This is a genomic window from Rhodococcus sp. IEGM1428 (assembly GCF_050321865.1).
GTDB lineage: Bacteria > Actinomycetota > Actinomycetes > Mycobacteriales > Mycobacteriaceae > Rhodococcoides.
The window spans coordinates 260931-281668 of record NZ_JBNQFW010000004.1; the positions used below are offsets into that span (position 1 = coordinate 260931).

The window sequence follows — 20738 nt, forward strand, 5'->3', positions numbered from 1 at the left end:
AGTAAGGCCTTGCACGAGCATGCGTACCTCGGCTACTAGACTCGAGCGACGATTGGAAACGAGAACGGAGGTGGGCACCGATGTCGAGCACCGACGACAGGCGGTTCGAGGTTCTACGAGCGATCGTGGCGGACTACGTGTCCACCCAGGAACCCGTCGGTTCACGGGCGTTGGTCGAGCGACACAACCTCGGCGTGTCGAGTGCCACCGTGCGCAACGACATGGCTGTTCTCGAGGCCGAGGGGTACATCGGTCAACCGCACACCAGCTCCGGTCGGGTACCGACCGACAAGGGGTATCGCCAGTTCGTCGATCGCATCGCCGACGTCAAGCCGCTGTCGGCGGCCGAACGCCGGGCCATTCTGGAATTCCTCGAGAACGGCGTCGACCTGGACGATGTACTGCGGCGCGGCGTCCGACTGCTGGCTCAGTTGACCCGGCAGGTTGCCGTGGTGCAGTACCCCACACTGTCGGCGTCATCGGTTCGGCACCTCGAGGTGGTGGCGCTCACCCCGGCTCGGTTGCTGTTGGTGCTCATCACCGACTCGGGGCGGGTCGATCAGCGCATCGTCGAGCTCGGTGACGTCCTCGACGACGAGAATCTGTCGCAGCTGCGTCGCCTGCTCGGCAGCGCGCTGGAAGGAAAGCGACTGGCAGCCGCGTCCGTCGCGGTGGCCGAACTCGCCGAGAACGCTCCGGCCGGGCTACGGGACGCCATGATCCGTTCGGCCACGGTGCTGGTGGAATCGCTGGTCGAGCACCCCGAAGAACGCCTGGTACTCGGCGGAACGGCGAACCTGACGCGCAACGCCGCGGACTTCGCCGGCGACGCGGGGTTTCCCGGATCGCTCCGAGCGGTACTCGAGGCGTTGGAAGAGCAAGTCGTGGTGCTCAAACTGCTCGCAGTGACGCAGGACACCCGCACCGTGACCGTGCGGATCGGCGAGGAAACGCAGGTCGAGGAGATGCGTGGAACGTCGGTGATTTCCACCGGCTACGGGTCGGCTGGCATGGTCCTCGGAGGAATGGGTGTTCTGGGGCCGACCCGGATGGACTACCCAGGAACAATTGCGTCGGTCGCCGCGGTTGCCAGGTACATCGGCGAGGTCCTGGCCGAACGCTGAGACGAGCGAGAACCGATCGAAGACCGGCAGCGGGGGCACGGGCCGCCGGCACGCAGCATCAACGAACGAGATTCATCTTCTAGGACGAAAGAGACGACGTGGTACGGGATTATTACGGGACTTTGGGCGTCGGCCAGCAGGCGACTGACCAGGAGATCAAGCGCGCCTACCGAAAGCTGGCGCGAGAACTGCACCCGGACGTCAACCCGGACGAGGCCGCACAGGCCCGGTTCAAGGACATCTCCACCGCCTACGAGGTGCTCTCCGATCCGGAGAAGCGTCGCATCGTCGACCTCGGCGGCGACCCGCTGCAGCAGGGCGGCGGAGGCGGCGGCGGTGGGTTCGGTGGAGCCGGATTCGGCGGTGGCCTGGGGGATGTGTTCGAGGCATTCTTCGGCGGCGGTGCCGGTGGGGCCCAGCGCGGGCCCAAGGGGCGTGTGCAGCCGGGAGCGGATTCGCTGCTGCGGACCAAGCTGACCCTCGACGAGTGCGCCACCGGTGTGACCAAGCACATTACCGTCGACACCGCGATCCTCTGCGACCTGTGCACCGGCTCGGGCACCAACGGCGACTCCAAGCCGGTTCGGTGCGAAACCTGCGGCGGTGCCGGTGAGGTGCAGTCGGTGCAGCGCTCGTTCCTCGGCCAGGTCATGACCAGCCGTCCGTGCCCCACCTGCCGCGGTGCAGGCGAGACCATTCCCGATCCTTGCCGCAAGTGTGGCGGCGACGGGCGGGTGCGCTCGCGTCGCGACATCTCGGTCAAGGTTCCCGTCGGCGTGAGCAACGGCATGCGGATCCGTCTTGCTTCGCAGGGTGAGGTCGGCCCGGGCGGTGGCCCCGCGGGAGATCTGTACGTGGAAATCGTCGAACAGCAGCACGAGGTGTTCGTCCGCGACGGCGACGATCTGCACTGCACCGTCCGCGTTCCGATGGTCGACGCCGCACTCGGCACCTCGGTGAACATCGATGCGATCATCGATGGGCCTACCGAGATTTCGATAGAACAAGGCACACAACCGAATTCGACGACCGTGTTGCGCGGGCACGGTATGCCCAAGCTACGTTCCGGTATTCGCGGTGACCTGCATGCCCACCTCGAGGTCATCGTGCCGACCAAGCTGGACAGCAAGCAGACCCAACTGCTCGAACAGCTCAAGTCGATGCGAGATCGCGACTCGGCCGAGGTCGTCACCACCGGTTCCGCACACAGCGGTGGACTGTTCTCGCGGTTGCGGGAAGCGTTCAGCGGTCGTTGATCCATGGCCCCCACGGTCTTCTATCTCTCGCCGCTGCCGAAGGTCGGCGACATCGCCGTCCTCGACGGTAAGGAGGGGCATCACGCCGCGACGGTGCGACGCATTCGCGTCGGAGAGCGAGTGCTGCTCGGTGACGGAGCGGGCGGCTTGGCCGATACGGTCGTCGCCGCAGCGGAGAAGAACCGACTGGAACTGACCGTGCAGTCGCGCAGCGAGATGCCGCGTCCCACTCCGGTGGTGACGCTCGTGCAGGCATTGCCGAAGGCGGACCGATCGGAACTGGCCGTCGAACTGGCCACCGAGGCAGGCGTCGACGCTGTTGTGCCCTGGCAGTCAGCGCGCTGCGTCGCACGGTGGGAGGGCCCGAAGGCGACGAAAGGCGTCGCAAAATGGCGGAGCACCGCAGCGGAGGCAGCCAAGCAGTCGCGTCGGGCATTCATCCCCGAGGTCGCCGACCTGCACGATTCGCGTGCCGTGTATGCCCTGGTCGGCTCGATCGTCGCCCGCGGCGGGGTTGTTGCTGTGCTGCACGAGGGTGCCACCTCGGCGTTTCGGGACCTGCCGTTCGATTCGGTTCCCGAGGTCGCGCTCGTGGTCGGCCCCGAAGGTGGCCTCGACGACCGGGAAGTTGCTGCTCTCACCGAAGCCGGGGCAACCCCGGTGGTGCTGGGACCCACGGTGCTGAGGACGTCGACGGCAGGAGCCGTGGCACTCGGCGCGCTGGGGGTGCTCACCTCTCGCTGGACGCAACTTCCCCCGGATTTTCGGAACGCATGAGCGCACGGATCAAGATTGCCTACGGCGATCATGCCGAGCAATTCGGCCATCTCTATCTGCCGCCCGAGCCGGTCGATGCGTCGACGCCGGTCGTCGTGGTGATACACGGCGGATTCTGGAGTGGGCAGTACGGATCGAACCTCGGCACCCAATTCGCGCGCGCTGTCGCGGGAGCCGGCGCGGTGGCGTGGAACATCGAGTACCGACGTGTCGGCGCGGGCGGGCACTGGCCGGAGATGCAGTCCGACGTCCTCGCAGCTCTCGACGTCGTCGCCGGTGCGGTGCAGCACCACGCTCCGGCCGGCATCGACGACGTTCGCGTCATCGGACACTCCGCAGGCGGGCACCTGGCAGTGTGGCTCGGCGGCGAAACGAGTACGACAGTGCGGCCGTCGCGCATCGTCTCGCAGGCCGGTGTCCTCGACCTGGAGCCGCGTGGTGCGTCGGGTCGAACGAATCCGGCGGTCGAGGCGTTGCTGCAGGCTCGATACGAGGACGACCCAGCGCTGTACCGATCGGCCTCGCCTGCTGCCCGCGCACCCATCGGGATCCCGACGATCTGCCTGCACGGGTCCGAGGACGTCCAGGTCCCGGCGGTGCAGAGCGAGCGGTACGTCGAGACGGCGAGGGCAGCCGGAGACGACGCGCGGCTGACGATGGTCCCGGGCGAGGACCACTTCGCGTTCCTGAACCCGGATTCGCGGTGTTGGGCACTCTCGCTCGACGCCGTGCTGGGCGGAAGCGGCGAGTAATAGGAATGCGCATCGATGCTGCGGCGTTAAACTTCATTCGAACACCGATCCATGTCTCCACAACCGAAACAAGAGAGCAGGCCATAGCCACCACGTGAGTGAACACAGCGAATTTCCCGCCGAGCGTGATGTTCGGTCCACCTTGGAGCTCGCCCCCGAAGCAGTGATGCCACTGCTGGGACAGTCCGACGAGAACCTGCGGGCGCTCGAGCAGATGCTGACGGCAGACATCCACGTACGAGGAAACGCCGTGACGCTCACCGGGAAAGTGGCCGACGTGGCGCTGGCCGAACGGGTGATCTCCGAGTTGGCCGCGCTCGCCAAGCGCGCCCAGCCGCTGACTCCCGACGCCGTCCGCCGCTCGATCGCCATGCTCACCGAGGGCGTGTCGGATTCGCCGGCCGAGGTCCTGAGCTTGGACATCCTCTCGCGTCGCGGCAAGACGATCCGGCCCAAAACGCTGAACCAGAAGCGGTACGTGGACGCGATCGACGCCAACACCATCGTGTTCGGCATCGGACCTGCCGGTACCGGCAAGACGTACCTCGCGATGGCCAAGGCCGTTCAGGCATTGCAGACCAAGCAGGTCAGCCGCATCATCCTGACGCGTCCGGCAGTGGAAGCGGGCGAGCGCCTCGGCTTTCTGCCCGGTACCTTGCACGAGAAGATCGACCCGTACCTGCGCCCACTGCACGACGCGTTGCACGACATGATGGACGACGAAGCGATCCCCAAGCTGATGCAAGCAGGAGTCATCGAGGTCGCCCCGCTCGCGTACATGCGCGGTCGTACGCTCAACGACGCGTTCATCATTCTCGACGAGGCACAGAACACCACGGCCGAGCAGATGAAGATGTTTCTGACGCGTCTGGGGTTCGGTTCGAAGATCGTGGTCACCGGCGACGTCACCCAGGTCGACCTTCCGGGTGGCGCAAAATCGGGATTGCGTGCCGCATCCGAGATTCTCACCGACCTCGACGACATCCACTTCGCGCAGCTCACCAGCAGCGACGTGGTGCGGCATCGACTGGTGTCGGAAATCGTCGACGCATACGAGCGCTTCGAGTCGGCATCGGAAGGTGTGATTCCCAACCGCGAGCAACGCCGCAGCGGTGGACCGCGTTCGGCGAGAAGATGATTCAGGTGTACGAAACGACAGGCAACGAGAGCGTGGGTAGTGGCTAGATGAGTATCGAAGTGTCCAACGAGTCGGGGATGGACATCTCCGAACCCGAGCTGGTCTCGGTCGCACGGTTCGCGATCGCCGGCATGGACGTGCATCCCGCCGCGGAACTGTCGATGGTGCTGGTGGATTCGGCCACGATGGCGGACCTGCACATGCGGTGGATGGATCTGCCCGGCCCCACCGACGTGATGTCGTTTCCGATGGACGAGCTCGAGCCGGGCGGTCGTCCCGATGCGCCCGAACCCGGACCGGCGATGCTCGGCGACATCGTGCTGTGCCCGTCGTTCGCTGCGGATCAGGCTGCCGCTGCGGGCCATTCGCTCGAGCACGAGCTCGCATTGCTGACGGTGCACGGAGTGTTGCATCTGCTCGGCTACGACCACGCCGAGCCGGACGAAGAAAAAGAAATGTTCGAGCTGCAGAACCGTCTGCTCGCCGAATGGTACGAGGATGCCAGGCGGGCCGAGCAGGCCGCAGAACAGGCTGCCCGCGATGCACGGTTGCTCGGCAAAGCCGGTTTCGTCGACGGTGTCGATCGGTGATGTGTGTGGTCGGACCGCCGGTCGAAGTGCGAGGTTCTAGCGCGTGAGCAGTGCTGTTGCACTCATCGTTTTCGCTGTCCTTCTGGTGCCTCTCGGTGGGCTGTTCGCCGCCGTCGATTCCGCGCTGAACACGGTGTCGCGTGCGCGGATCGACGACATGGTCAAGGACGAGCGACCGGGTGCCACCGGCCTCGTCGTCGTGGTCGCCGACCGCCCGCGCTACGTCAACTTGATGGTGCTGCTGCGCATCCTGTGCGAAATCGGCGGCACCGTTCTGCTCGCGGGTGGACTGACCCAACTGATCGATTCCACGACGGCCCTGGTCATCACCGCAGTGGTCATGGTGCTGGTCAGCTACGTCGTGATCGGTGTCGGACCGCGAACCCTCGGCCGGCAGAACGCGTACTCGATCGCTCTTGCGGCAGCGTTTCCGCTGCGCGCGCTCGGGTGGCTCCTCGGACCGATCAGCAGGCTGCTCATTCTCATCGGTAACGCGATCACCCCGGGCAAGGGATTTCGCAACGGCCCGTTCGCATCCGAGATCGAACTGCGCGAGTTGGTGGACATGGCCCGCGAGCGCGGCGTCGTGGCCGACGACGAGCGGCGGATGATTCAATCCGTGTTCGAGTTGGGGGACACCTCCGCCCGTGAGGTCATGGTCCCGCGGCCCGAGATGGTGTGGATCGAGTCGGACAAGTCGGCCGGCCAGGCAACGTCGTTGGCCGTCCGCAGTGGACACTCGCGCATCCCGGTGATCGGCGAGAACGTGGACGACGTGGTCGGCGTCGTCTACCTCAAAGACCTTGTGCAGCAAACGTATTACTCCACCGATGGTGGCCGCGGGGTGCAGGTGTCCGAGCTGATGCGTCCGGCCGTGTTCGTTCCCGACTCCAAGGCACTCGACAGTCTGCTCGCCGAGATGCAGCGCGATCGAAACCACATGGCCCTGCTGGTCGACGAATACGGAGGCATCGCAGGCCTGGTGACCATCGAGGACGTCATCGAGGAAATCGTCGGTGAGATCGCCGACGAATACGACTCCGACGAGGTTGCGCCCATCGAGGAGCTCGACGACGGACGTTATCGGGTGTCCTCCAGAGTGCCGCTCGAAGACCTCGGCGAGATCTTCGGGATCGAGATCGAATCCGAGGAGGTCGACACCGTCGGCGGACTGCTCGGACACGAGCTGGGCCGCGTACCGCTGCCCGGTGCTCAGGTGATGACCCACGGACTGCTGCTGCGCGGCGAAGGTGGGGCCGATCCCAAGGGGCGCGTCCGCATCACCACCGTGCTGGTCGAAAAGATCGAACCCGACGAAGAATCCACCGAGGACGACGACTCGTCGGACGTCACTCACCAACACTGAAATCTGGAGGTGCTCTTTTGTCCGAGCAGAACAACGGTGAGTTCCAATCCGGATTCGTCTGTTTCGTAGGCCGACCCAACACCGGCAAGTCCACCCTGACCAATGCGTTGGTGGGGTCGAAGATCGCCATCACGTCCTCGCGTCCGCAGACGACGCGGCACACCATCCGCGGCATCGTGCACCGCGAGCACGCGCAGTTGATCCTTGTCGACACCCCTGGATTGCACCGCCCCAGAACGCTTCTGGGGCAACGACTCAACGATCTGGTGCAGGACACGTACTCCGAGGTCGACGTCATCGGCCTGTGCATCCCGGCCGACGAGAAGATCGGACCGGGGGACCGATGGATCCTCGAGCAGGTTCGCCACATAGCCCCGAAGACCACCTTGATCGGCATCGTCACCAAGATCGACAAGGTCAAGAAGGAACGTGTCGTGCAGCAGTTGATGGCGCTGTCGAAGCTCCTCGGCGACTCCAGCCACGTGATTCCGGTATCGGCCGAATCCGGTGAGCAGGTGGAGAAGCTGGTCGATCTGCTGGCGTCGGAACTGCCACCGGGACCGGCGTTCTACCCCGACGGTGAGCTGACCGACGAGCCGGAGGAAATCCTCATGGCCGAGCTCATTCGGGAGGCCGCGCTCGAAGGCGTCCGCGATGAGCTACCCCACTCGTTGGCCGTCGTCATCGAAGAAGTCGTGCCCCGCGAGGGTCATGACAACATGCTCGACGTGCACGCGATTCTCTACGTCGAGCGGTCGAGTCAGAAGGCCATCATCATCGGCAAGGGCGGCTCGCGACTGAAAGAGGTCGGCACGGCGTCGCGATTGCAGATCGAGAAGTTGCTCGGTACGAGGATCTATCTGGACCTGCACGTGAAAATCGCCAAGGATTGGCAAACCGACCCCAAGCAGATGGGCAAGCTCGGCTTCTGACCTTCCCAGGTGAGCAGACTACGAAGTTTCACTCACCTGGGTCCACCACGGTTCGGGGCGCTTGCGGTGCCACTGCAGCACGTTCTCGAGTTGAGCCGCAACCGACACCAACAGTGGCTCCGATGATTCGTGTCCCATCAACTGCAGTCCGATGGGAAGGCCGCTCTTCGTCAGACCCGCAGGGACGTTCACGCTCGGCCAGCCCAGGACGTTCCACGGCCACGTGTAGGGGCAGTGCTCGGTGATGACCCGATCGGTGTCGGCGTTGGAGATGCCGTCGATGGCGTCGACCCGCGGCGGGGGAGTTGCCGTGGTCGGGGCGAGCACGATGTCGTAGTCGTCGAAGAACCGGCCGATGCGGCGTCCGATGCGAGGTTCGGCCGCGCGGGCTGCGCGCAACGGGGCTCCGGCGAGGGCCCGGCCGCTCTTGGCGTTGGCTCGGGTGCGCGGGTCGGCGAGGGTCGGATCGGGAAGGCGATCGAGCCACGTGGCAACGCCTGCCAGTGATCGCGGTAAGAAGTTGAGCCCCAGCAACATTCCGTATGCGGGATCGTCGACGACCACCTGGTGTCCGAGCAATCGCAGCACCGCGGCCATCTCGTACGCCGCAGCCGCAATCTCCGGATCCAGCGGGGCAGGAGTCGGGATGAACGGCTTGCGCAGGCTCAGCGCTATCCGAAGCGAGCCGGGGTTTCGTCCCACAGCGTCCGAGACGGTCAACGGAGCCGGGCGGTGCAGATCGCCGTCGTGGCCACCGGAGACCACGTCGAGGAGAAGTGCGGCGTCGGCCACCGTGCGTGCGAGCGGGCCGATGACGGTGATGCCGTTGAAGGCCTCGGCGTCCGGCCACGTCGATATCCGTCCCCGTTGCGGCTTGATGCCCACGAGATTGGTCCACGATGCCGGGATCCGGACCGAGCCGGCACCGTCGGAACCCAGTGCAGCCGAGACCAATTCGGCAGCCACCGCTGCAGAACTGCCACCGGAGGATCCACCGGGGGTGCGCTCGCGGTCCCACGGATTGCGGGTGTGTCCGAAGGTGCCGCCGGTGAACGGCCATTGGCCCAGCTCGGGGCTGTTGGTCTTGCCCACGATCACAGCTCCGGCCGCGCGCAGCCTGCGCACCACCTCCGAGTCTGCGGTGGCAGGCGGAAAGTGCCCGGCGCAGCCGAAGGCGGTGGGCTCGCCGGTGACATCCACATCGTCCTTGACGGCGATCGGAACGCCGAGCAGGGGCGCGGTTCCACCGGCGGCGCGCAGTCGATCCGCCTCGGCGGCCTCGGTGAGTGCGGCGTCGCGACGCACGATTCGGAAGGCGTTGAGAGTGGGTTGGCTCTTCTCGATCCGGTCGAGTGATTCGGTGACCGCCTGTACCGAGGTGATGCGACCCGACGCGAGTGCAGCGGCCTGGGCAACGAGAGTCGACCGATGAAAATCCACGTTGGCACAGTATCGACTTCTCTCCAGCGCGGGAAGCGGCCACCGATGCGGCACCCGTGGGAGACTGGAAGCCGTGAGGCCATACCGTGACAACGCAGTCGTCCTGCGCCAGCACAAGCTGGGTGAGGCCGACCGCATCGTCACGTTGTTGACCAGGGAGAACGGTATCGTTCGGGCCGTCGCCAAAGGGGTGCGTCGTACCAAGTCCAAGTTCGGCGCACGGCTGGAACCGTTCGCGCACATCGACGTACTGCTCTATCCGGGACGCAACCTCGACATCGTCACCCAAGTGCACACCGTCGACGCGTTCGGCAGAGACATCGTCGCCGATTACGGCCGCTACACCACCGGTTGTGCCGTTCTCGAGACCGCCGAACGGCTGGCGGGCGAGGAGCATGCACCGGCGCAGCGACTGCATCAGCTGACCGTCGGTGCGCTTCGAGCACTTGCCCAGCACGTCCGCCCTCCCGAGCTGGTGCTCGACGCTTATCTGCTGCGCGCCATGGGCTTCGCCGGATGGGCGCCCGCACTGACCGATTGTGCGCGCTGCGCCGCAGTCGGGCCACATCGCGCATTTCATGTCGCCGCCGGTGGAGCGGTGTGTGTGCACTGCCGCCCGCCGGGATCGGCGACGCCGTCGACCGGGGTCCTGGATCTGATGGTCGCGCTCGAACGAGGCGAGTGGGACTACACCGTCACCACCTCCGATGCGGTTCGCAAGCAGGCCAGTGGACTGGTGGCGGCGCATCTGCAATGGCATCTGGAACGGCAATTGCGCACACTTCCACTCATCGAACGCTCGCACCCGCATCAGGTGCCGCTGGCGCAACCTGACTCCGTGTTCGCCGATACCGTCGGGCAGGATGGGGACCGTGATTCGACGACGAGAGCCGCAACCCCGGCCTGACGGACAGTCGGCAGTGCGCCCTCCCGATCCGCACCCGTCGGGCGCTCGGCCGCCGATTCTGCAGCCGGAACTGATACCTCGCCACGTCGCATTGGTGATGGACGGCAACGGTCGGTGGGCGCAGGATCGCGGTCTACCGCGCACCGCGGGGCACGAGCAGGGCGAAGCGGTGCTCATGGACACCGTCTGCGGATGTATCGAGATCGGTGTGCAGTGGTTGTCCGCGTACGCCTTCTCGACGGAGAACTGGAAGCGCAGTCCCGACGAGGTCAAGTTTCTGATGGGCTTCAACCGTGACGTCATTCGTCGTCGACGCGACGAGATGAACGAGATGGGCGTCCGGGTCCGCTGGGCCGGTCGGCGACCCAGGTTGTGGGGCAGCGTCATCAAGGAACTCGAAGTGGCCGAGGAGCTGACGAAGCACAACACCGTGATGACGTTGACGATGTGCGTCAATTACGGTGGGCGTGCCGAGATTGCCGATGCGACAAGGGAAATTGCCCGACAGGTCGCCGCAGGCAAGCTGAACCCCGAGAAGATCACCGAGGCAACCGTCGCGAAGTACCTCGACGAAGCGGATATGCCGGACGTGGACTTGTTCCTGCGACCGTCGGGGGAGCAGCGAACGTCGAACTTCCTGCTGTGGCAATCCGCATATGCGGAGTTCGTGTTCCAGAAGAAGCTCTTCCCGGATTTCGACCGCCGGGACCTGTGGGAGGCGTGTATCGAATTCGCTTCGCGTGATCGACGATTCGGCGGAGTGAAATATGAGTGACGAAGTACGGGGTATCGACAGCTCCGATGAGTTGACGTTGCAGACGCGGGCTCGGCTGGCGCTGTCGCAGTTCGCCACGGTGACCGTCGGCGAGGAGGGGTCGCTCGGTTTCGACTATGCCGGTGCCCTGTGCTCGTTGCGAGCCGTACAGCTGTCACCCGAACTCGAGGTGCTCTCGCTCACCGCGGTGTTGGCGTGGGACAGGCCGCTCAAGGCGGCTCTGCACAAGAAGGTCTCGGACCGCAATGCGGATTCGCAATTCGGCGCGATCTCCGTCAATACTCACGACAAGCTCGCAGATGTGTTGCTGCGCTACACCTTTCCGGCGAACGGGCTGGACGACGAGGCCATGCTGACGATGCTCATCCTGGTGCTTGCCGGAGTCGAGAAAGCGCGCGAAGGCCTGCTGCCCTGATCCGTCAGTTAAGGTATGCCTGTACTTACTTCGAGTAGAGGCGGATGCAATGACAATGCGGTCGACCCGAATGCTGACGGCAGTGGTGGCGGTGATCGTCCTCGGTGTGTCCCTGACGGCCTGCTCGACCGCAGATACCGGCGAATCGGGTACCCCGTCGGCCGACGGTGTCTTCCCGGTCGTCATCGACCACATTTACGGCAGCACGACTGTTCCCGAGAAGCCCACTCGCATCGTCACACTCGGAGTGTCCGACGCCGACGCCGTCATTGCCCTCGGCACTGTGCCGGTCGGGAACACGGGGTACACCTTCTACGAGACCGGACTCGGTCCGTGGACCGACGAGTTGGTGGGCGACGCACCACTGACACTGCTGGGCTCGGAGTCCGAACCGAACTTCGAGCTGATCGCCTCTCTGGCACCGGATTTGATCACCGGGCTGAACGCCGGCTTCGACGAGGCCACCTACACAAAACTCAGTGACATCGCCCCGACGATCGCTCGACCGGCGGGATCGGCGGCCTACGCCGTCGATCGAGAGGTGGCCACCGACACCATCGCGCGCGCGATGGGCGAATCCGAGCGTGGCGAGGAGCTCAATGCGCAGACGACCGCGTTGCTTGAGCAGGTACGCACGGAACACCCCGAGTTCGCGGGCAGGACTGCCGCCGTGGTGCTTCCCTACGACGGGCAGTTCGGTGCGTTCCTACCTGGCGATGCCCGCGGTACGTTCGTCACCTCGTTGGGATTGACGGTTCCGGAGCCCATTCTCGCTCAGGACGACGGTACGAACTTCTTCGTACCGGTCTCGTTGGAGAACATCTCGATGCTCGACGCCGATGTGGTGCTGTACCTCGGCACGGGTGAACCCATCGACGTCGTGGCGGAAAATCCGATCTTCGGGACATTGAAGGCAGCGCGCAACGATGCGATCCTTCCGCTGTCCACCGATCAGCGCGGCGCGATCACGTACAACTCGGTTCTGTCGATACCGTTCGCCATCGACGCGGTGGTGCCTCGCGTGTCCGACGCCCTGACGTGAGCGAGGTTCAACGACCCGCCGCGCTGCACTGACTGCAGGTGCCGAATATTTCGATGGTGTGGCTCACGTCGGTGAAGCCATTGGACTCGGCGACAGTCTGGGACCACTTCTCGACGGTGGGCCCCTCGACCTCGACGGTGAATCCGCATGCTCGGCACACCAGGTGGTGATGATGGCCCGAGGAGCAACGCCGGTAGACCGACTCGCCGTTGTCGGTGCGAAGCACGTCCACCGTGCCGGCGTCGGCCAGCGTCTGGAGCGTGCGATAGACGGTTGTCAGGCCGATTCCCTCACCGCGCTTACGTAATTCGTCGTGCAGGTCTTGTGCAGATTTGAATTCCTCGATGGTGTCGAGCAAGTCCGAGATCGCACTGCGTTGCTTCGTGGCTCGTACTCCGACTACGACGGGTCGTCTCGGCGTAGCGGTATCGGTGGACTTCTCGGTCACAGGTTCCGGCCTTCCTCGGCGTGGGCCACGGCGTCGACGACGATGTGGGAGAGGTGATCGTCGACGAGTCGGTACAGGACTTCGCGGCCGTTGCGTTCTCCACGCACCACACCTACGGCCTTGAGTACCCGGAGGTGCTGGCTGATCAACGGCTGCGTGACACCGAGGGCGACCACGAGTTCGTGGACGCATCGCTCGGACTCGCGCAGCTGCAGCACGATCGCGATCCGCACCGGGGCCGCAAGCGCGCGCAGAATGTCGCCGGCCGCGGCCAGGGTCTCCTTCGGCGGAATGTGGGCCGGGGGAGCGGCGGCGAACGGGTCGTTCTCGTGCATCGGATGCTCGGGGTCCTGCCGATCTGGCGAATTAGTGTGAACGGCCTGCTCGGTGGACACGGTTGCGGCTCCTTCGGTTGCCGACTCGTTCTCGGCGAACTCTCTCTGCACAATCGATGTCATGGCATCAGGTTAGTGCAGTTATCGCTATTGCAAATCGTATTCATTGTGATATGCACAAGTACGCATGTCAATTCCGAACTCGACCGGTGTTCGGATTCGCCCGCCGAGCCAGATAGTCTGATCAGGGCGAAAACCGCCCGCGTCACCCCCTCGTGCGATGTAACCGACAATCACGATGAACCCGAGCACGATGTAACCGAAGATGGAGAGCTCCGCCAGTGGCACCCAAGTCCAAAGTCGAAACCGTCGCCAACCTCGCCAAGCGCAGAGGCCTCGTCTACCCGTGCGGCGAGATCTACGGCGGTACCAAGTCGGCCTGGGATTACGGCCCGTTGGGCGTCGAGCTCAAGGAAAACATCAAGAAGCAGTGGTGGCGCAACATGATCACCAGCCGGGACGACACCGTCGGGCTCGACTCGTCGGTGATCCTGCCCCGTCAGGTGTGGGAGGCGTCCGGTCACGTCGAGACGTTCTCGGACCCGCTGGTGGAGTCGCTGCACACACACAAGCGGTACCGCGCCGATCACCTCATCGAGGCCTACGAAGAGAAGCACGGCCATCCGCCGGAGAACGGCCTGGCCGATATCCGCGACCCCGAGACCGGCGAGCCCGGTTCGTGGACCGAGCCGCGTGCGTTCTCGGGCCTGCTCAAGACCTTCCTCGGCCCGGTCGACAACGAAGAGGGTCTGCATTACCTGCGTCCAGAAACTGCGCAGGGCATCTTCGTCAACTTCGCCAACGTGTTGACCACCTCGCGCAAGAAGCCGCCGTTCGGTATCGGCCAGATCGGCAAGAGCTTCCGTAACGAGATCACTCCCGGAAACTTCATCTTCCGCACCCGCGAGTTCGAGCAGATGGAGATGGAATTCTTCGTCAAGCCCGGCGAGGACGACGAGTGGCATCAGTACTGGATCGACTACCGCATGAAGTGGTACACCGATCTCGGTATCGATCCGGAGAACCTGCGGCTCTACGAGCACGCCAAGGAGAAGCTGTCGCACTACTCCAAGCGCACCGTGGACATCGAGTACAAGTTCGGTTTCCAGGGCAGTGCGTGGGGTGAGCTCGAGGGTGTCGCGAACCGTACCGATTACGACCTCTCGGTGCACTCGAAGGCGTCGGGTCAGGACCTGAGCTACTACGAGCAGGCCACCGACACCCGGTACACCCCGTATGTCATCGAGCCGGCGGCAGGCCTGACGCGTTCGCTGATGGCGTTCCTCGTCGACGCGTACACCGAGGACGAGGCTCCCAACGCCAAGGGCGGCGTAGACAAGCGTGTCGTGCTCAAGCTCGATCGCCGTCTTGCCCCGGTGAAGGTTGCGGTGCTCCCGCTCTCGCGTAACGCCGATCTGACGCCGAAGGCGAAAGATCTTGCGCAGCAATTGCGTCAGTACTGGAACGTCGAATTCGACGACGCCGGAGCCATCGGTCGTCGCTACCGTCGTCAGGACGAGATCGGTACCCCGTTCTGCATCACCGTCGACTTCGACACTCTCGACGATCATGCCGTCACCATCCGCGAACGAGACACGATGGCGCAGGAGCGGGTGGCTCTCGATCAGGTCGAGGGCTACATCGCGTCCCGACTGATCGGCGCATAGAGCTCACCACACGACAGGGCCCGATCTCCTCGAGAGATCGGGCCCTGTGGCATATCAGGGTCGAATCAGAAGCGGCCGCCGCCACCGCCGAAGCCGCCGCCTCCACCACCACCGCCGCCGAAGCCCCCGCCACCACCGAAGCCGCCGCCGAATCCTCCGCCACCGCCGCGCAGAACGCTGTTGATCAGGATTCCGCCGAGCACAGCGCCTGCTACGTTGCCGCCGCTACCGCCGCCGCGTGGACCGTGACGGTTTTCCCAGTTCTGCACGTCGGACTGGGCGATCTGCGACGCGCGCGAGGCCAACTGGCTGGCGGCATGCGCGTGCTTGAGGGCCTCGTCGGGATTCTCCGGCTCGAGCTGACGAGCCGCACCGAGGTGCCGTTCGGCTTCGGACAACCGCGTTCGAGCATCGGCACCCACGCCGCCGCGCCGCGTCGAGATGTAGTCCGCAGCAGCGGTGATCTGCGCCTGAGCAGCCGCGATATCGCGTTCCAGACGCGCCCGCAACTGATCCTCGGCCGCCTTCTCCGCCGACGCCTCGTCGACGATCTTCTCGAGTTCGGAATCTGCTGCGGCAAGGGCTGTGTAACTACCGAGCGGATCGCTCGACTGCGCCGTCTCCGCATTCTTCAACGCCGTCTGTGCCGCGGCCATCGCCGCCTGCAGTTCGGCACCGCCGTGTTCGGCCAGTCCGCGAGCCTGCTCGATGTCGCGTCGGACGTCGGCGATGGCGTCGGGCAGGGTGGCTATGGCGTGCCCGATGTCGTCGCGCGCGTGGTCGACTCCGTCGAGCAGGGACTTCGCCTGATCGAGGGCTCGTTCTGCGGTCCGAATCGCGGTGACGGCCGGACCCTGCTTTCCCGGCGGCAGTGCTGCGGCCTTGCGGCCGGCTTCGATGTTCTCCTCGGCCAGCGCAACTCGATCCTTGGCCATCGTGACGTTGTCGGCGATCGATTTCAGTGCGGTCTCGGAGAATTCCGAATGCAGCTGAGCGAGTACGGTTTCGGACTGCGGAATGCGCACCGTCAAGCCGATGATGGCCTGGGTGAGCTCGTCGAGATGCGAGCCGGCATTCATCACGAGATCGCGGAATCCGTCGAACTCCTCGACCCGAGAGTCGAGCTCGCGATCTGCCTGACCGCACGAGGAGATGATCTCGACGAGCATCGCCCGCCGCTGATCGGGGGTCTCTGGAATGGCGTCGTCGAGGCGCTGACGGATCTCGAAGGCGGAGGCCAGAGCCTTCTTGGCGTTGTCGTACGCGGTGATGAACGGTGCGGCTGCCGAATCGCCGAATTCGCCTCGGGCGAGGGTCAATTCCTCTTCGCTCGCCCGCACGGCGTTGTCGGTCTCGATCAGAATTTCCTTGGCGCGGGTGTCGAGAACGTCGATCGGGAACCGAGCCAGTGCGGCCGGATCACTCGGGTCGATCTTCGCCACGGCGTCCACCTCGGCGGCCACCCTGGCCTTCTTGCGCCGTGAGGAGTAGACGACAGCGCCGCCGCCTGCAACCGCCAACACACCGACACCGATCAGCAGCGGTGCCGACGAACCACCGTCGCCGCTCGACGCATAGGCCTCGCCGAGAGCGCCTGCGGCCGCTATGGCAGCTCCCGACCAATCCTCTTCGCCCAGTGCGGGTTCGACGTCGTTGACGCGAATGTCGTCCTGCTCGGCCGTGGTGATCTGCGAGAGTCCGGTGTTGACGGCGAGGTAGTACGAGCGATCGACGGTCGCGACTGCGAGCAGGACGTCACGCTGACCGAGGTCGCTTCGTTCATATGTCTGCTGGGCCCAGTTCGTTGCCGACATGTTGTCGAAATCTGCCACGTAGGTGACCCACAGCCTGAGCTGGCTGCTGCTGTAGAGGTCGTCGATGGAGGTCTGCACCTCGGCCAGCGAATCGGGGTCGAGAGCCTGGACGTTGTCGGTGATCTGGGTGGCCAGCCGCGAGGGAGCCTCGGCGGAGGCAACCCCCGGTGCGAGCAGGACCGCGGCGAACAGGGTCAGAGCACCCGTAGCGGCGAGACGACGAAACCGATGGACCGACCTACGGACTGTGGCGCTGGAGTGCCGCCGGTGCTGGACTGCCATGCGATGAAATCTACCGGCTGGGTCGTGTCCGAATCGAGCAGGTCGATCCATGACAGTTGTCATCGTGCAATCGTGACGCTCGGTCGAGGTGGATGGGCTCGGGCCGCAGCAGAGTAACTGTCATGACCACAACGAAGGCAGTCGAACTGCGAGGCGTCACCAAGACATACGGATCTGTCCGTGCGGTGGACGGGCTGAGCCTGTCGATCGAACCGGGCGAGGTCGTCGCATTCCTCGGACCCAACGGAGCGGGAAAGACGACGACCATCGACATGATGCTCGGGCTGGCAACACCCACCACCGGGTCGGTGTCGGTGTTCGGAGGAACGCCCGCCGACGCCATCGCCCAGGGGCGAATCTCGGCCGTCATGCAGACCGGTGGGTTGCTCCGCGACCTGACCGTCCGCGAAACCGTCGAGCTGACATCGGCACTGTTCGCCCACACCCGTTCGGTGAAAGAGGTGCTGACCCGGGCAGGCATCGCCGACATCGGCGACCGTCGAGTGGCGAAATGCTCCGGCGGCCAGCAACAGCGACTGCGATTTGCACTCGCTCTGTTGCCCGACCCGGATCTGTTGGTGTTGGACGAGCCGACCACGGGCATGGACGTCGAGGGTCGTCGCGATTTCTGGAACGCCATTCGCCAGGACGCGAGTACCGGCCGAACGGTGCTGTTCGCGACGCACTATCTCGACGAGGCCGATGCCTACGCCGACCGGATCGTGCTGGTGCGGCACGGCAAGATCGTCGCCGACGGTAGCGCCGCCGAGGTGAAGAACCTGGCTGCTGGACGCACCGTCACCGCGACCTTGCCCGGCGTCGATCGGTCGATGTTGCTCGCTCTGCCCGGGGTCGACCGCGTGGAGACTCGCGGCGACCGGGTGATCGTGCACGGCCGAGACTCCGACTCCGTGGCCCGGTACCTACTGAACGACGCGCATGCGACCGATCTGGAGATCGTCTCGCGGAACCTCGAGGACGCATTCCTCGCCCTGACCACCGATTCTGAAAACGACCCAGCCGAAAACAACCTCGCCGGGAGCATCCGATGACCACGACCACGCCGTCCGCAACCGCCCGCACATCCGCCAGAGCCGTTGCCTGGGGCGGATTCTCGCCCACCTTCCTCGGACTCGAAATTCGCAGACTGTTTCGAAACAAACGGACGCTGATCTTCACGTTGGTGATGCCGCCGGTGTTCTTCGTCATCTTCGGTACGCAGTCGGACTTCAAGACCGACTACTCTTTCGCGCACGGCAACGTCACGGGCTACATCGCTATCAGCATGGCCGTGTACGGAGCGATGCTCGCCACGACCAGCGGGGGAGCGATGGTGTCGGTCGAGCGGGCGCAGGGGTGGAGCAGGCAGCTGCGGTTGACCCCGCTCAAGCCCGTGGCCTACATCATCACCAAGGTCCTTGTGGCCATGACGATGGGTGCTGCAGCGATCGTCGTGGTATTCGTCGTCGCCAAGTTCTTCGGAGCCGATATGCCGATCTGGGTGTGGCTCGCCTGCGGTGTGATCGCGTGGCTCGGATCTGCGGTATTCGCCGCATTCGGGTTGTTCATGGGCTACCTGCTGCCGTCGGAGAACGTCATGCAGATCCTCGGACCGGTGCTGGCCTTCCTCGCCCTGGCCGGCGGATTGTTCGTCCCGCTCGGCGACAGCGGCTGGTTCCCGATGCTGGCCAAGTTCACCCCGCTCTACGGCCTGGCCACGGTGGCCAGAGCGCCGTTCACGTCAGCCGACGCGGGCACTCTGGCGATCGCCGTGGTGAACCTGGTGGTCTGGGCCGCGGTCTTCGTAGCCGGAGCGGCCCTGCTGTTCCGAAAAGACACCAAGCGTGCCTGACGCCGAAACTGCTGATCGTGTCGCCCACGGGGATACCGTGGGCGACATGACCACGTTCACCGCCGACCTGCCGGAGGGGAGGGTCTGGCGATACGGCTGGATGTTCGGATCCATCTGGCTGATCTTTCTGATCTACCCGTTGAACGAGATTCTCGCTCTGCCGTCGATCGCGGCCCGGGCTGCCGGGATCGTTGCGATCGTCGGTTTCGGTGCGGTGTTCACGACCACCTTCTGGCGGTTCCGCAACGGCCACCGCCGAGGACATCCACTGCCCACGTCGCAGGCATGGATCGCGCTCGGGGTGATGGTGGCCCTGACTTTCGCGATGAGTGCCTTGGTCGGTACCACCGGCTTCGGCGCGACCGTCTACATCGCGGTGCTGGCGATGATGACCCTGCCGGTCCGGCAGGCGTGGACATTGGTCGCGGTGATGGTGGTGATCGTCGAACTGACGCCGCGCGTGGTCTCGTCCTGGGAGCCCGACAACTTCTTCGCGTTCCAGCTGCTGATCAGCTCGGCTGCTGCGTGGGGCATCACCCAGGTGTTCCAACGCAACCACGAACTCGCGGTAGCGCGGCAACAACTGGCCGATCTGGCCATCGTCGCCGAACGCGAGCGGATGAGCCGGGACGTACACGACATTCTCGGGCACTCGTTGACCGTGATCACCGTCAAGAGCGAACTCGCCGGACGGCTGCTCGAGATCGATGCTGCGCGAGCGGCAGTCGAGATCGCCGAGGTGGAAACCCTTGCCCGGCAAGCACTCGCCGACGTTCGCAGCACCGTCGGCGGCATGCGCCAGATCGACATCGGCACCGAATTGGCCAGTGCGCGAACAGCTCTGGTCGCCACAGCCATCGATGTCGACCTGCCCGCTGATGCCGATATGGTGCCACTGCGACACCGAGAACTCTTCGGCTGGGTCCTGCGTGAAGCAGTGACCAACGTGGTTCGACACTCGCACGCGCAACACTGCCGAGTGACGCTGACGCCGTCGAGCATTTCCATCGTCGACGACGGACGCGGACCTGCCGAGGACACCTGCGGGGGAAACGGGCTTCGCGGGTTGGGTGAACGCGTGAGCGCCGCTGGTGGTTCACTGACGGTCGCCCGGGTTCCGACCGGAGGATTCAAGGTGGAGGTCGCGGCACCATGAGTATCAAGCTGTTGCTCGCCGACGATCAGGCATTGGTGCGAGGCGCGCTCGCAGCACTGCTCGGGCTCGAGCACGATCTCGACGTCGTGGCGGAGGTGGGGCGAGGGGACGAGGTGGTCTCTGCCGTGCTGGAACATCGACCCGACGTCGTACTGCTCGACGTCGAGATGCCGGGCAAGAACGGAATCGACGTAGCCGCCGAGCTGACCCTGGTGGCACCCGAGTCGAGAGTGCTGATCGTCACCACGTTCGGCCGCCCCGGATACCTCCGCCGCGCCATAGATGCGGGTGCGTCGGGTTTCGTGGTCAAGGACACCCCCGCCAAGCAGCTGGCCGACGCGGTTCGACGGGTGCACATGGGGCTTCGCGTCGTCGATCCGGCGCTGGCGACCGAGACGTTGACCGACGGCGTCTCGCCTCTGACCGCCCGTGAGCAGGAGGTTCTCCGCGCAGCAGCGCAGGGTGGGACGGCCGGCTCCATCGCTGCCGCGGTGCACCTGTCGGAGGGAACGGTGCGCAACCACCTGTCGTCCGCGATAGGCAAGACCGGTACCACTACTCGTGCGGAAGCGGTCCGAGTGGCCGAGGACCGCGGGTGGCTGTAGCTCCT

General features: G+C 65.0%; 21 protein-coding genes. 17 read left to right on the forward strand and 4 right to left on the reverse strand.

What is annotated here, in order from left to right; translation table 11 throughout:
• The first annotated feature begins 80 nt into the window (after positions 1-80).
• The 8 genes from hrcA (at position 81) to era (ending at position 7935) form a co-directional block, all read left to right on the forward strand.
• Positions 81-1124 carry a heat-inducible transcriptional repressor HrcA gene (hrcA, locus tag ACQR3T_RS19435; RefSeq protein WP_428694542.1) on the forward strand — a complete coding sequence of 348 codons (1044 nt, stop codon included), beginning with the start codon at positions 81-83 and terminating at the stop codon, positions 1122-1124.
• 98 nt (positions 1125-1222) lie between these two features.
• Entirely contained in the window at positions 1223-2380 is a 1158-nt protein-coding gene (gene dnaJ, locus ACQR3T_RS19440) for a molecular chaperone DnaJ (RefSeq protein WP_428694543.1), read from the forward strand.
• A gap of 3 nt (positions 2381-2383) precedes the next feature.
• Entirely contained in the window at positions 2384-3157 is a 774-nt protein-coding gene (locus tag ACQR3T_RS19445) for a 16S rRNA (uracil(1498)-N(3))-methyltransferase (protein ID WP_032379169.1), read from the forward strand.
• Positions 3154-3909 (forward strand): alpha/beta hydrolase family protein, encoded by a 756-nt coding sequence (locus ACQR3T_RS19450; RefSeq protein WP_032379168.1) that lies wholly within the window; start codon positions 3154-3156, stop codon positions 3907-3909. Before ACQR3T_RS19445 ends, ACQR3T_RS19450 begins: the two co-directional genes overlap by 4 nt.
• Before the next feature lie 94 nt (positions 3910-4003).
• A complete protein-coding gene (locus ACQR3T_RS19455) occupies positions 4004-5047 on the forward strand; it encodes a PhoH family protein (RefSeq protein ID WP_032379167.1) in 1044 nt (347 codons plus the stop codon).
• 47 nt (positions 5048-5094) lie between these two features.
• Entirely contained in the window at positions 5095-5637 is a 543-nt protein-coding gene (ybeY, locus tag ACQR3T_RS19460; RefSeq protein WP_032379166.1) for an rRNA maturation RNase YbeY, read from the forward strand.
• Positions 5638-5680: 43 nt separating this feature from the next.
• Positions 5681-7003 (forward strand): hemolysin family protein, encoded by a 1323-nt coding sequence (locus ACQR3T_RS19465; RefSeq protein WP_032379165.1) that lies wholly within the window; start codon positions 5681-5683, stop codon positions 7001-7003.
• Between the two features lie 17 nt (positions 7004-7020).
• Complete coding sequence (era, locus tag ACQR3T_RS19470; protein WP_428694544.1) at positions 7021-7935, forward strand: GTPase Era; 915 nt, start codon at positions 7021-7023, stop codon at positions 7933-7935.
• 18 nt (positions 7936-7953) lie between these two features.
• Here era and ACQR3T_RS19475 read toward each other — a convergent pair whose 3' ends face one another.
• On the reverse strand, positions 7954-9375 hold the full coding sequence (locus ACQR3T_RS19475; protein WP_428694545.1) for an amidase: 1422 nt from the start codon (positions 9373-9375) through the stop codon (positions 7954-7956).
• 73 nt (positions 9376-9448) lie between these two features.
• On the opposite strand from ACQR3T_RS19475, the gene recO reads away from it, so the two are divergent.
• Genes recO through ACQR3T_RS19495 form a run of 4 tightly spaced genes read left to right on the forward strand, consistent with a single transcriptional unit; the run spans position 9449 to position 12514 of the window.
• On the forward strand, positions 9449-10282 hold the full coding sequence (gene recO / locus ACQR3T_RS19480) for a DNA repair protein RecO (RefSeq protein ID WP_428694546.1): 834 nt from the start codon (positions 9449-9451) through the stop codon (positions 10280-10282).
• Positions 10239-11057, forward strand: a complete 819-nt coding sequence (locus ACQR3T_RS19485) for an isoprenyl transferase (RefSeq protein WP_052058432.1) — start codon at positions 10239-10241, stop codon at positions 11055-11057. The genes recO and ACQR3T_RS19485 overlap by 44 nt, the downstream gene beginning before the upstream one ends.
• On the forward strand, positions 11050-11472 hold the full coding sequence (locus ACQR3T_RS19490) for a hypothetical protein (RefSeq protein ID WP_032379162.1): 423 nt from the start codon (positions 11050-11052) through the stop codon (positions 11470-11472). The genes ACQR3T_RS19485 and ACQR3T_RS19490 overlap by 8 nt, the downstream gene beginning before the upstream one ends.
• A gap of 49 nt (positions 11473-11521) precedes the next feature.
• Positions 11522-12514 carry an ABC transporter substrate-binding protein gene (locus ACQR3T_RS19495; protein ID WP_428694547.1) on the forward strand — a complete coding sequence of 331 codons (993 nt, stop codon included), beginning with the start codon at positions 11522-11524 and terminating at the stop codon, positions 12512-12514.
• A 7-nt stretch (positions 12515-12521) separates the two neighbouring features.
• Here ACQR3T_RS19495 and ACQR3T_RS19500 read toward each other — a convergent pair whose 3' ends face one another.
• A complete protein-coding gene (locus tag ACQR3T_RS19500; RefSeq protein WP_032402421.1) occupies positions 12522-12962 on the reverse strand; it encodes a Fur family transcriptional regulator in 441 nt (146 codons plus the stop codon).
• Positions 12959-13297 (reverse strand): ArsR/SmtB family transcription factor, encoded by a 339-nt coding sequence (locus ACQR3T_RS19505; RefSeq protein WP_428694718.1) that lies wholly within the window; start codon positions 13295-13297, stop codon positions 12959-12961. Before ACQR3T_RS19505 ends, ACQR3T_RS19500 begins: the two co-directional genes overlap by 4 nt.
• Positions 13298-13638: 341 nt before the next feature.
• Here ACQR3T_RS19505 and ACQR3T_RS19510 point away from each other — a divergent pair, with 341 nt between their 5' ends.
• The gene (locus ACQR3T_RS19510; protein ID WP_032379159.1) at positions 13639-15024 is read left to right on the forward strand and encodes a glycine--tRNA ligase; all 1386 of its coding nucleotides are present in this window, start codon (positions 13639-13641) and stop codon (positions 15022-15024) included.
• A 65-nt stretch (positions 15025-15089) separates the two neighbouring features.
• Here ACQR3T_RS19510 and ACQR3T_RS19515 read toward each other — a convergent pair whose 3' ends face one another.
• On the reverse strand, positions 15090-17120 hold the full coding sequence (locus ACQR3T_RS19515; protein WP_428694548.1) for a TPM domain-containing protein: 2031 nt from the start codon (positions 17118-17120) through the stop codon (positions 15090-15092).
• Positions 17121-17242: 122 nt separating this feature from the next.
• Here ACQR3T_RS19515 and ACQR3T_RS19520 point away from each other — a divergent pair, with 122 nt between their 5' ends.
• From ACQR3T_RS19520 to ACQR3T_RS19535, 4 genes are read left to right on the forward strand one after another with little or no spacing between them, the layout of a single operon-like run.
• Entirely contained in the window at positions 17243-18172 is a 930-nt protein-coding gene (locus ACQR3T_RS19520) for an ABC transporter ATP-binding protein (RefSeq protein ID WP_094619868.1), read from the forward strand.
• Positions 18169-18972: an ABC transporter permease gene (locus tag ACQR3T_RS19525; protein ID WP_094704614.1), complete on the forward strand. Its 804-nt coding sequence runs from the start codon at positions 18169-18171 to the stop codon at positions 18970-18972. Before ACQR3T_RS19520 ends, ACQR3T_RS19525 begins: the two co-directional genes overlap by 4 nt.
• Before the next feature lie 46 nt (positions 18973-19018).
• Positions 19019-20128: a sensor histidine kinase gene (locus tag ACQR3T_RS19530; RefSeq protein WP_428694549.1), complete on the forward strand. Its 1110-nt coding sequence runs from the start codon at positions 19019-19021 to the stop codon at positions 20126-20128.
• The gene (locus ACQR3T_RS19535; protein ID WP_032379156.1) at positions 20125-20733 is read left to right on the forward strand and encodes a response regulator transcription factor; all 609 of its coding nucleotides are present in this window, start codon (positions 20125-20127) and stop codon (positions 20731-20733) included. The genes ACQR3T_RS19530 and ACQR3T_RS19535 overlap by 4 nt, the downstream gene beginning before the upstream one ends.
• The last annotated feature ends 5 nt before the right edge of the window (positions 20734-20738 follow it).